At 45.4% G+C, this 11,990-nt stretch carries 7 protein-coding genes and 3 tRNA genes; 5 read left to right on the top strand and 5 right to left on the bottom strand.

From position 1 onward, the window contains the following. The first annotated feature begins 91 nt into the window (after positions 1–91). From HGD77_RS05025 to HGD77_RS05045, 5 genes are all read left to right on the top strand, one after another. Complete coding sequence (locus HGD77_RS05025; protein WP_138742708.1) at positions 92–3,385, top strand: LysM peptidoglycan-binding domain-containing protein; 3,294 nt, start codon at positions 92–94, stop codon at positions 3,383–3,385. Between the two features lie 10 nt (positions 3,386–3,395). Beyond that, the gene (locus HGD77_RS05030) at positions 3,396–5,237 is read left to right on the top strand and encodes an extracellular solute-binding protein (RefSeq protein ID WP_138742707.1); all 1,842 of its coding nucleotides are present in this window, start codon (positions 3,396–3,398) and stop codon (positions 5,235–5,237) included. A 24-nt stretch (positions 5,238–5,261) separates the two neighbouring features. After that, complete coding sequence (yejB, locus tag HGD77_RS05035; protein ID WP_138742706.1) at positions 5,262–6,308, top strand: microcin C ABC transporter permease YejB; 1,047 nt, start codon at positions 5,262–5,264, stop codon at positions 6,306–6,308. Then, positions 6,308–7,318 carry an ABC transporter permease gene (locus HGD77_RS05040; RefSeq protein WP_138742705.1) on the top strand — a complete coding sequence of 337 codons (1,011 nt, stop codon included), beginning with the start codon at positions 6,308–6,310 and terminating at the stop codon, positions 7,316–7,318. Before yejB ends, HGD77_RS05040 begins: the two co-directional genes overlap by 1 nt. Before the next feature lie 130 nt (positions 7,319–7,448). Beyond that, positions 7,449–8,693 carry an NADH:flavin oxidoreductase/NADH oxidase family protein gene (locus HGD77_RS05045; RefSeq protein ID WP_138742704.1) on the top strand — a complete coding sequence of 415 codons (1,245 nt, stop codon included), beginning with the start codon at positions 7,449–7,451 and terminating at the stop codon, positions 8,691–8,693. A 64-nt stretch (positions 8,694–8,757) separates the two neighbouring features. Here HGD77_RS05045 and HGD77_RS05050 read toward each other — a convergent pair whose 3' ends face one another. The 5 genes from HGD77_RS05050 to HGD77_RS05070 form a co-directional block, all read right to left on the bottom strand. Next, positions 8,758–10,179, bottom strand: a complete 1,422-nt coding sequence (locus HGD77_RS05050; RefSeq protein WP_138742703.1) for an iron-containing redox enzyme family protein — start codon at positions 10,177–10,179, stop codon at positions 8,758–8,760. A 308-nt stretch (positions 10,180–10,487) separates the two neighbouring features. After that, positions 10,488–10,563: transfer RNA gene (locus tag HGD77_RS05055), tRNA-Glu, on the bottom strand. 46 nt (positions 10,564–10,609) lie between these two features. Next, a tRNA-Glu gene (locus HGD77_RS05060) sits at positions 10,610–10,685 on the bottom strand. A gap of 24 nt (positions 10,686–10,709) precedes the next feature. After that, positions 10,710–10,785 (bottom strand) — tRNA-Glu (locus HGD77_RS05065). Positions 10,786–10,916: 131 nt separating this feature from the next. Next, positions 10,917–11,828: an alpha/beta hydrolase gene (locus HGD77_RS05070; protein ID WP_138742702.1), complete on the bottom strand. Its 912-nt coding sequence runs from the start codon at positions 11,826–11,828 to the stop codon at positions 10,917–10,919. Positions 11,829–11,990: the final 162 nt, after the last annotated feature.

An 11,990-nucleotide genomic window follows, 5' to 3' on the forward strand; every position in this document is an offset into this window, starting at 1 on the left:
GCGGTAAATTATTGGCTTGAGTCTTCGACATGCTTCACTACAATGGCATATCTAAAAAATAAATTTATATACGAGTTGTTTGGATTTCTTTATGTATAAACCAACCGCAATTTTGTGGCAGCCGACATTACCTACATTTTTAAAATATTCTGTACTGGGAACTGCGCTTGCTTCTCTAGGACTGACGGGCTGTTCATCTACACAAAGTGCGACCCAAACAGCATCAAGCAAGCAGGTTGGATCACAATATCTGGATGCCAGCAGTCTGGATGGACTCGAAGATTTACTCTCTGCAACGGATATGCGTGCAGTCGAAGGCGACCGTTTACAGATTCTGAAACATGGTGATGTCTGGAAACGCATGACCGTAGGTTTCAAGATGGACTTAAGTGTCTGGAATCCGCGGATTGATGCGCAGCGTGGCTGGTTTATTTCACGTCAGCCTTATCTGGATCGTTTAAGTGCGCGTGCATCACGTTATTTATATTACACAGTAAAAGAAGCAGAACGCCGTGGCATGCCGACCGAGTTGGCACTGTTACCGATTATTGAAAGTTCTTATGACCCGGCAGCGACCAGTAGTGCGGCGGCAGCAGGTTTATGGCAGTTTATTCCAAGTACCGGCCGCATTTATGGTCTAAAGCAGACTTCTTTATACGATGGTCGTCGTGATGTGGTGGAATCTACCCGTGCAGCCTATGAATTTTTAGGCAGTCTGTATAACCAGTTTGGTTCTTGGGAATTGGCGCTCGCTTCTTATAATGCCGGCCCAGGCCGTATCCAGCAGGCGATTAACCGTAACAAAGCTGCAGGTCTGCCTACCGATTATTGGTCATTGAAACTACCACAAGAAACCATGAGTTACGTGCCACGTTTCCTGGCGGTTGCACAAATTATTAAAAATCCGGGCAGTTATGGGGTGAGTTTGCCACCGATTGCCAACCGTCCGCATTTCCGTGAAGTATCGGTCGGTGTTGCCAGTTTAAATGAAATTGCAGCGATTACCGGTTTGAGCCGTGCAGAACTGTATCAATTAAACCCGGGTCATCGTGGTGATCATATTGATCCTGCAAGTCCGCGCCGTATTCTGATTCCTGCTGACTTAAGTCCTTCAGTGGATGAGAAGCTGAAAAAATTATCCGGTTCAGGTGGTTTATGGGCGAGTAACACGAGCAGCCTGCCGCGAAATACGACGACAGTGGTGCCCACCAGAGCTGCACCGCCAGAATTAAATACGAAAACGATTACGCCTTCTAAACAGACTCCGCCAGCGGTTGTTAGTAATCAGCCTGCAACGACCGTTGCTAAAACAACGACTCCGGCTAAAGCTGCAAGTACGCCACCTGTCGTCACAGCAGCGGTAAGTACCGCGACAACGGCAAATACTGTGACCCAAACTACGAAAAAGATTTCGACGCCTAAAGGCTCATCTGCCTTGGCCAGTTTTGCGGCACAAAGTGATTTGCCAATTCCAAGTGCGCCGCGTATTCCGGTAGCTGTAACACCTGCAGCGCCAGCGAAACAGATTCAGGTCGAACCACCGATTTCGGCAGCTGAGCGTCAGCAAGTTCAGCAGGCGGTCATCGCACAGGATATTCAGAAAACTGTAGATGAAATTCTGCAGCCTGTTGCAACACCGGCAGAACAGGCCCAAGTGGTTGAAGAGCTGAAAGCATTGGCGCCGGCTGGCACAGAAATTGTTGATCCTTATGACGGTAAAATCAAGCTGACTGCCATTCAAACCAGCCTGTCTGTTGCTGAGCAGCAAGGCAAAGAGCTCACCAAAGGCTTTTCTTATCCGAAAGAAGTTGCTGACAATACCACTGCGAACTCGGTTGAAGCCAAGCTAAATCAGGGCAAAAATTACGTCAAGACGGATTCTGAAGTGGTAGTGGTTGCTCCAAAAGGAAAACGCAGTACCTATAAGGTGTTACCAGGTGATAATCTGGCAATGATTGCGGCTAAAAATGGGGTGAACTGGCGTGATGTGGCGAAATGGAACCAGATTGATCCAAATTCTCCACTGTATGTGGGCACCACCATTTATCTGTATGATGCCAAACCTGTACAGGAAGCCAGCAAAGCCAAAGAAAAGCCGGAAACTTATGTCGTTCAGGCCAATGACTCTCTGACTAGCGTAGCGACCCAGTTTGGTTTTAGCGTGAAACAACTGGCTGATTTTAATGGACTGAATAGTAATAGCGGTCTGTTTGTTGGGCAAAAGCTGTCATTGAAAGATACAGGGCAGTCCAAAGCCAAAGTTGAAGACACGAAAAAAGCTGAAACTGTCAAGGTTCAGACCAAATCCTATACAGTGAAACGTGGTGAGTATCTGAAACTGATTGCCGATCGTTATGGGCTTTCAAATGCTGAACTGGCATCCTTGACTTCAGGTCTGACTGCCGGTAGCAGTCTGATGGTGGGACAGAAAATCAATGTACCACTTCAGGAAGTTGAAGGGCTAACGGCATCTAGCCAGAAAACTGAGCAGAAGTTTGAAAATGTCAAAGTCGATCAGACTGCGACTGAAAACTATCAGGTCAAACGCGGTGAAACCCTGTATAGCATTGCCAGTCAAAGCAAGCTGAGTGTTTCTGAACTGGCTGCACTGAATGGGTTGTCTGCCAATAGTGGTTTACGTATAGGTCAGACCATCAAGATTCCAGCCGGCAGTCAAATCCCTGAAACCTATACGGTTCAATCGGATGATACGCTGACCGGTATTGCCGCAAGATATAATTTGTCAATGGACCAGGTGGCGAGCCTGAATGGCATGTCACGTAATGCAGGTTTGCGAGTGGGGCAGCGTCTGAAACTGAGTGGTGACGTGACAGAACCGGTAAGTGAAGTGGTCGCGGAAACTGCGGTCAAGAATACAAAATCGGATTCGCATGTGGTGAAGTCAGGGGAAACCTTAAGCTCTATTGCACGTCAGTATCATTTACAACTGCAATATCTGGCAGATTTGAACGGCCTGAATACCAATAGCACAGTGCGTATTGGTCAGCGTTTAAAAATTGAGGGTGACTTTCCGGCAGATAAAAAAGTTGAAGGCGTGAAAGTGGCAGCTAAGCCTGTAGCTTCTAAGGCAACTGAATCCTATACGGTAAAATCCGGTGAATCCCTGAATGCAATTGCCAGCCGTTTAGGCATAAGCGTGACCGACCTGGCTCAGTTAAATAATCTGAGTCCACGCGCAGGATTGCGTGTCAGTCAAACGATCCAGATTCCAAAACTGGTGACGGATTATAAAGTCAAACGCGGTGATACCTTAATCGGTCTGGCTTCACGTTATGGTCTGAACAGCAATGAACTGGCGGAAATGAATGATCTCAAACCAAATACACAATTGCGTATTGGTGATGTGATTAAAGTGCCGAATTAATGAATGGATCATGAGATTCGCGCATTTATTTAAAACTTTCAGGTTGATCTGGCTAGCCCCGCTGCTCGTAAGTAGCAGTTGGGCAGCTCTGATCACCACCCCATATATTGCACTACATAGCCAGCCGAAATATGCCCAGGCCAAATCCCTGCCTTATGCCAATCCGCAAGCACCGAAAGGCGGTACGCTGATTCTGGCAGCTGATGGCAGTTTCGATAATTTGAACAGCATGAATGGCAAGGGCAATGTCACTGAGGGGGGCAACTATATTTTTGACAGTTTGCTGTCCAAGTCACTGGATGAGCCCGGTGTGTACTATCCTTTGCTGGCGGAAAAAGTCAGTTTTGACCCCAAGAAAACTGCCTTTATTATTTTTCATTTAAATCCCAAAGCACGGTTTAGCAATGGCCAGCCGGTGACTGCACAAGATGTCAAATACAGTTTTGAGTTGTTTCAGACCCAGTCCAATTTTGGCCTGCAAATGTATCTAGCTGATTTAAACCGGCTGGAAGTCCTGTCACCTTTACAGGTCAAAATGCATTTTAAATCCGGACATAATCCGGAAATGGCGATGATTGTCGCGCAGATGCCCATTTATTCTAAACAGGAATGGCAAAAACGTAATTTTAAAGAATTGACGCTGAAACCGATGCTGGGTTCAGGGCCTTATGTCATTGAACACATAGATGCTGGACGTAGTATTAGCTACAAACGCAATCCCCGATACTGGGGCAAAGACTTGATGGTCAATCGCGGGCGTTATAATTTTGACCGGATCAAGTATCGTTATTATCGTAGTCCTGAAATCAAGTTTGAAGCTTTCAAGTCGGGCCAATTTACCTTGCATGAGGAAAAACAGGTCAACCGCTGGGTGAAAGACTACCAGTTTCCCGCCGTTCGGCAAGGACAGGTGCAGCGTTACCGCTTTCAGCATCACAACCCGATTCCGACCCAGAGTCTGATATTCAATACCCGCCGTCAGCCTTTTGCCGATATCCGTTTCCGCCAAGCCTTGAGTTTTGCCTATGAATTTGAATGGCTGAATAAAGCCATGTTCTATGGTGAATATCAGCGCCTGAACAGCTTTTTTTCCAATACCGAGCTTGCATCTCATGGACGGCCAGGCATTCAAGAACTGCACATTTTAAAACCCCATTTAAAGCAGCTTGATCCGGTTCAACGTCAGGCTGTACTGCAGGACTGGAAATATCCTCAGTCAGATGCCTCCGGTTTTAACCGGAACAATCTGTTAAAAGCCCGTCAATTGCTATTAAAGGCAGGCTATCGTTATCAACAGGGGAAGTTGGTCAATGCTGCGGGTCAACCGGTACAGATTGAGTTCCTGTTGCATCAGGCGGAGCAACAGCGTGATCTGATGCCATATCTACGTCATTTAAAACGCTTGGGCATTCAGGCCAGCATTCGTATGGTAGAAACCGCGCAATATTATGAACGGCTGCGGAATTATCAGTTTGATATGATTGTTGATACCATGCCGCAATCCCTGACACCGGGGCAGGAGCAGAAACAGTTCTGGGGCAGTCAGGCCGCAGCGCAGTCAGGTAATTATAATTATGCCGGTATTCGAAATCCGGCCATTGATGGAGTCATTCAGCAGGTGACTCAAGCTCAAAACCGTGAACAGCTGGTGAATAGTACCCGAGCATTAGACCGTTTACTGCGAGCAGGCTATTATCATATTCTGACTTATGGTACGGGCGAATACTGGTATGCTTACTGGAATATGTATCAGCAGCCGCAACGAAAACCTAAACTCTCCGCCGGGATTGATTACTGGTGGGTCAATGCAGAAAAGGTCAGACATGTGGCTGATTATTTCAAACAGCATTAAGCTCCAAGCCTATCAGGGAGTGCCATGAGCACTTATATTCTCAAACGTCTGTTGCTGATGATTCCAACCTTGCTGATCATTTTGCTGATCAATTTCATGGTGATCCAGCTGGCACCCGGTGGTCCGGTGGAGCAGGCGATTTATCAGGCGCAACAGGTGAATGGTTTGGCGCATACCGGATTGCAGTATCAGGGAAAGCAAGGCCTCACACCGGAGATGCTTGAGCAGATCAATACCCAGTACGGCTTTGACCAGCCGCTGCATATCCGCTTTTGGGAAATGGTAACGCGTTATGCGCAGTTTGATCTGGGGCAGAGTTTTTTCAAAGACAAACCTGTGACTGAACTCATCTGGGAAAAATTGCCAGTATCACTTTCTTTAGGCCTGTGGAGTACCTTGCTGATTTATCTGGTCTCCATTCCTTTAGGGATTAGGAAAGCCCGAAAACATGGCAGTCTGTTTGATCAGACTACCTCTCTAGTGTTGGCCGTAGGCTATGCCATTCCAGCCTTTATTTTTGCCATTTTACTCATCGTCTTTTTTGCTGGCGGATCTTATCTGCAATGGTTTCCCTTGCAGGGAATTCGCTCTGAAAATTTTGCAGAACTCTCATTCTTTGCGAAAATTCAAGATTATTTCTGGCATATGGCCTTGCCGCTGTTGGCCATGGTGCTTGGCGGATTTGCCAGTTTGACTTATCTGGTGAAATTTTCTTTTGTGGAAGAGCTGAGCAAGCAATATGTCTTGGCTGCGCGGGCCAAAGGTTTAACTGAACATGCAGTACTGTATCGGCATGTATTCCGGAATGCCATTTTAGTGCTTATCGCAGGTTTACCCGAAGTTCTGATCGGGGTGTTTTTCGTGGGCAACCTGTTTATCGAGATTATTTTTAATCTGGATGGGTTAGGTGTTTTAGGTTTTGAGGCGATTATCCAGCGTGACTATCCGGTGATTTTCGGTACTTTGTTTATCTTTACCTTGCTCGGCCTGATGCTGCGCTTGCTGAGCGATTTGCTCTATCAACTGATTGATCCAAGGATTCATTTCAGTTCAAGTCGAGGATCACAATAATGTCTTCCTTGATGCAAGCACGCTGGCAACGTTTTAAGCAGCATAAGTTGGGTTTTAGCTGTTTCATTATTTTCAGTGCTATTTTCATCATTTCCTTGGGTGCAGAACTGATTGCTAACGATAAGCCCCTGTTGGTGAAATATGATCATGCTTTTTATCTGCCCATCTTGAAATCCTACCCGGAAACCACGTTTGGTGGAGTATTTGAGACAGAAGCAGAATATAAAGATCCTGCCGTACAGCAACTGATTGCAGAAAAAGGCTGGGCGATCTGGCCCATCATTCCGTTTTCCTATCAAACGCCAAATTTTGAACTGGCTGAACCGGTGCCTTCGCCCCCGAGTGTGCAAAACTGGCTGGGAACAGATGACCAGGGCCGTGATATTCTGGCACGGATTCTATATGGCTTAAGGATTTCATTACTGTTTGGTTTTGCACTGACTTTATTGTCTGCGGCGCTGGGAATTTTAGCAGGGGCTATTCAGGGTTATTATGGTGGATGGATTGACCTGATCGGGCAACGCATACTCGAAGTCTGGAGCGGTTTGCCGATGCTGTTTATGGTGATGGTACTGGTCAGTCTGTTTACCCCGAGTATTTACTGGTTATTTCTGATCATGCTGTTATTTGGCTGGACCACACTGGTGAGTATGGTGCGCGCTGAGTTTTTGCGCGCCAGAAATCTGGAATACGTCTGGGCAGCAAGAAGTATTGGGGCCGGGGATGGACGGATCATGTTCAAACATATTCTCCCCAATGTGATAGGTTCTAGCCTGTCACAGTTACCTTTTATGCTAACCGCCAATATTACTGCACTGACAGCGCTGGATTTTTTAGGGTATGGTTTGCCACCCGATTCGGCATCCCTAGGGGAACTCTTGCTTCAGGCCAAAAACAACTTAAATGCGCCGTGGCTGGCATTGTCTGGATTCTTTAGTTTGGCGATTGTACTGAGTTTGCTGATCTATATGGGAGAAGCAGTACGGGATGCTTTTGATCCAAGAAACTAAATCACAAAAATCTTTAACCATAAAAAAATAAGCAGATAAAAATTGTGTAAATTTGACAAGACTGATTGTCAATTGTTCTGGCTTACGTTATAAACGAATACAAAATAATAGTAACGTATCAGGACAGATCATGACTCAATTGGCCGATTCCATTCAAATTCGTAATACCACTTTTAAAAATCGCATCATTAAAGGTGCCATGAGTGAAGCACTGGCCAATGATGCCGGCCAGCCCAATCAGGCGCATTTCAAGTTGTATGAAGCATGGGCCGAAGGTGGCTTGGGTTGTGCTATTACGGGTAATGTCATGGTGGATTATCGTGCCAAGAATGAACCGGGGGTCGTAGTGGTAGAAACAGAACGCGATCTGGCGCAGCTCAAAGTCTGGGCCGACGTAGGCAAACAGCATGGCATGGTACAACTGGTCCAGTTGTCGCATCCGGGCCGCCAGTGTCCCAAGGGCCTGAATCAAGAAACGGTTGCACCGTCCGCAGTCCCATTTAGTCCGGCTTTGGCAATGAGCTTTGGAACCCCGCGGGAACTGCGTGAAGATGAAATCCTGGATATTATCCAGCGCTTTGCCACTTCGGCTGCTATCTGTGAACAAGCAGGATTTGAGGGGGTGCAGTTGCATGGGGCACATGGTTATCTGATTAGCCAGTTTCTGTCACCGCTGACCAATAAGCGTCAGGATCAATGGGGTGGTAGTATTGAGAATCGCACCCGTTTCTTGCTGCAAACCTATCAGGCTGTTCGTGCTGCGACTTCGGAAAATTTTATTATTTCAGTCAAGCTGAATTCAGCTGATTTCCAGCGCGGTGGTATTAGCGAAGAAGATGTCATTTATGTCTTTAAGGCGATGGACACTGCAGGCATTGATATCATTGAAGTGTCAGGTGGTAGCTATGAAGCACCTGCGATGGCCGGCGTGAAAGCAGACAAGCGCAAGGCCTCGACCATTGCCCGTGAAGCCTATTTCCTCGATTTTGCCGAAAAAATCCGTCAGGAAGTGAAGTGCCATATCATGGTCACTGGTGGATTCCGAACAGTTGAAGGCATGAATGCCGCGCTCGACAGTGGTGCCTGTGATTTTGTCGGGATTGCACGTCCCTTTGCGGTAGAACCTGACTTGGGTAATCGTCTGGTTGCGGGGCAGGATGTACGTTATGCGGTTGAGAAAATTAAAACCGGTATTCCAATGGTCGACAAAATGGCGATTATGGAAATCATCTGGTATGCCGCGCAGTTTAAAGAAATTGCCAAAGGCAAGCAGCCTAATCCAAAGCTGTCACCACTAAAGGTCTTTTTGCAGTATCTGAAAGGCAATGTCAAAGCGGTGATCAAGGGACAATTAAACTCGCGAAAATCGGCTTAATCTTTATTAAAAAACCGGACACTGCAAATGTCCGGTTTTTTAATTTCTGGCACTTAGGGGTGCTTTAGGAATAATGCATCGCCTGGGTCTGAAAAGGAAATAATAACTGGCTTAACTGACGAGTCGCCCATAAACCAATTTCAGTATGATGCATATGCGGTGCAGTATAAGGAATCAGTAAATCAATTTTCTGTTCCGCACCTTCACAGCGCATGAAGCGACTTTTTAACTGATTCAAGCGCTGCTGGTCCATACGGCTCATTGCAGGTTCAATTTTTGCCTGTGATGGGGTTGCACTACGTGAGGACAGGCGAGTTGCCAAGCCTGCGCCCTGAATCCAGTCTTTAATAATCTGTTTTTCGGTCGCATTAAAGACCCCAAACATTTTACCTTCCGGATGATCTATCATTTTCCAGAAACGGCTTTGCTCCACTGGTGCATCTTTTACGATCCAGCCTTTGTCAATCATGACCTGCAAAAACTCGGCAATCTGGGCAGGATCGGATAACCAGTCATTGATGGTCTTGCCACTAAACTGGCATTTCTGATTATGAATATATTGACCAATCAGCGCTTTATTCTGGAAAACTTTTAAAGCCATCTGCCCAATATCCAGTTCATTAATGATCTGAGAGGAACTTTTGCCGATGTCATTCAGAACATAGCCTTTTTTAATCAGTTCAAGATAAATTTGTGGATCTTCAGCTTGATTAAAATGCTGGATAAACGCTTGCAGGGATTTCTGCGCATGACCATTGTGAACATTATCAATAGTAATGTGCACATTGAAATAATGCGGATCGATACCTAGTTCAGCCAGTTCATAATTGGTGATTAACAGATGTAGCGGTAACTGTTCATAGCCGAGATTAAAGCCAATGACCAAAGGTAAATATTTGGCTGGGGCATAAGCTAGTGCTAGCTGTACGGCAGCCTGTTCGTAGTAACTGTCATCCAAATGCTCGGCGTAACTGTTCAGCTCATAATGACTCAACAGGTCCTGATACATGGTGACATGATTGGCACGCGGATGCCCTAAACCAAGCTCTTCGAGATAGATGTAAATCAAATCTTTTAGCTCGGGCTGATTACAGTTTGGCACGGTCGAATATAACCAGGCACCATCGACCAGTTTGACCGGTGCAACTTTCGCCAGGAATTCGAAAGCATGAGAAACCGTTGGAAAATATCCCCGAGGCTGCTGCTGTTTACGGCGATTGACATAGGCCTGGAAAGTGGCACAGATTTGATGATGTTGTTCTAAAAGATGCTGTTCAACCTGTGGGGGCTGATCTAACCATCCGAGAGTATCAATATTTAAATTTTTAATCAGATCGCTCAAATAAGATTCAGCTTTTTCAGTTTTGGTATATGTCGAAATTTCAGTATCTTGAAAAAAGTCGACCCAATCCTTAAAGCTTTTAATTTGATAATTATGATTTTTATTTGGCGATAAAGGTAAACTTAGCTCTGTGCTGACGAACATAATCTGATCCTTGCAGATTTCTCTTGATTTACCTTAACGTGCCCTCTAAAAGCAGGGTGTTGAATTTTTGTTCTAATTTATTGGTGTATTGCTTTAAATGAAAATGAACGGATATTTCTATGCATAGAAATGTTAAAACAATACAAATTGTAAAATTAAGAATGGGATGGCAGCCCCCAGAAAGAGAGCTAGATTTGAACGAATGATAAAAACAAGGTTTAAAGTTTTCAGAAATAAAATTTGCAAGATAAAAAAAAGCCCGAGTCGCAATGCTCGGGCTTTTTGTTGAGATGTTGCCATCTCGAATATGGCGTCCCTACGGGGATTCGAACCCCGGTTACCGCCGTGAAAGGGCGATGTCCTAGGCCTCTAGACGATAGGGACAGTACAGAAGATAAATTTTAAAACCGCTACTTTTAGCTTGAAGTAATGGCGTCCCTACGGGGATTCGAACCCCGGTTACCGCCGTGAAAGGGCGATGTCCTAGGCCTCTAGACGATAGGGACTTAATAAAATGTACTTCTGAAAATTGGCGTCCCTACGGGGATTCGAACCCCGGTTACCGCCGTGAAAGGGCGATGTCCTAGGCCTCTAGACGATAGGGACGTTTCAGAGGTGGGCGTATAATATGGTGAAAACAGGGGGGTGTCAAACGCATTTCCATAAAAAAAATGATTTTCTGGGTTGAGTGCATAAAATTAAAACAATCTAGAGAAAATACTGGAAAATTACATGGTTTAAGCTGGATTTTTAAGCAATTCCAGAATTGCTTCTACTACCTGCGGATGGAGTAAATAGCCGGTAATGTCATGCGGGCAGTGAATATGCGTACGAATGCCGTGGTTAATAATGGCGGGTTGAAACTGAAATGGCGGTTGTGTAAGAGGAAAGGCGGTAAGAAAATCATCAGTTGAATAGAAATTTATCCAGTCGCCTGTAATTGCAGTAGGTCGTACAATGGGTTGCGGTAAATGTGACTGGATCACCTGGAAGGCTAGTGGCGATCCTAAAGTAATAAAACGCTGTATATTCAGTTCAGGATGCTGGATGAGATAGTTATAGGCAATCACACTGCCCAGAGAATGAGCAATCACAATGCAAGGTTTGCGACCATTCAATTGCCGGGCAATCCGTTCATGAACTTCCTTCATGAAAGCAGGATTGTCGAGATACAGATAGGTTTCAATCAGAAATTTCTGAAGCAGGCTACGATGCAGGCTGGGAAAATAATTCAGCAATAATACAAAGTCTCGTAGTGCAACATTTTTGCTCAGCGTGGTAATAAATTTGAATTTCTGTTTGAAATCCATCGGGTCATTCAGATGAAGCTGAGGAAGATCTGAAATCACGGGCTTGCGCCAGCCAGGACGTGGAACTGGTGCAGGAAGCTGAGGATGTATAGGTTGACGGAAACGAAAGCTGGGCCATTGCTGTGGCATCAAGGTGCCAGCATTCAGGATGTTGCGAACGTTATAGTGTGAAAGCAAGTCTCCATAAAATGGAATGTGAATGTGACGTCGTAAATAACTGAATCTGGCATCATGACGGTGTTTGCGAATGCCTTTTTGAAGTATATGCAGCCAGCGCTGGCGGATCGATGCAGCACTATGATGTTGCTGGTTCATTCCATGAATAAAAATAACTTTCATCGATACCTCACGGAGGTCGATCTATATATTCACAGTATAGAGAAAATTGCGGCAAGCCAAGCTGCACTTTTTGTGGCGTTAATGTGTAAATTATCTTTGATAAAACAATCATTAACAGACATCTGTATATTTATAAAAAAGGCAGAAAAAGCAGTAAATTGG

Origin of the sequence: Acinetobacter sp. NEB149, assembly GCF_012516415.1 — a bacterium.
In the GTDB taxonomy this organism is placed as follows: Bacteria; Pseudomonadota; Gammaproteobacteria; order Pseudomonadales; family Moraxellaceae; genus Acinetobacter; species Acinetobacter lwoffii_V.

Bases quoted from the DNA above. Each gene is read 5' to 3' on its own strand.
- HGD77_RS05070 (WP_138742702.1), bottom strand. From the start codon at position 11,828: ATGAAAGTTATTTTTATTCATGGAATGAACCAGCAACATCATAGTGCT.
- HGD77_RS05050 (WP_138742703.1), bottom strand. From the start codon at position 10,179: ATGTTCGTCAGCACAGAGCTAAGTTTACCTTTATCGCCAAATAAAAAT.
- HGD77_RS05040 (WP_138742705.1), top strand. From the start codon at position 6,308: ATGTCTTCCTTGATGCAAGCACGCTGGCAACGTTTTAAGCAGCATAAG.
- HGD77_RS05045 (WP_138742704.1), top strand. From the start codon at position 7,449: ATGACTCAATTGGCCGATTCCATTCAAATTCGTAATACCACTTTTAAA.
- yejB (WP_138742706.1), top strand. From the start codon at position 5,262: ATGAGCACTTATATTCTCAAACGTCTGTTGCTGATGATTCCAACCTTG.
- HGD77_RS05025 (WP_138742708.1), top strand. From the start codon at position 92: ATGTATAAACCAACCGCAATTTTGTGGCAGCCGACATTACCTACATTT.
- HGD77_RS05030 (WP_138742707.1), top strand. From the start codon at position 3,396: ATGAGATTCGCGCATTTATTTAAAACTTTCAGGTTGATCTGGCTAGCC.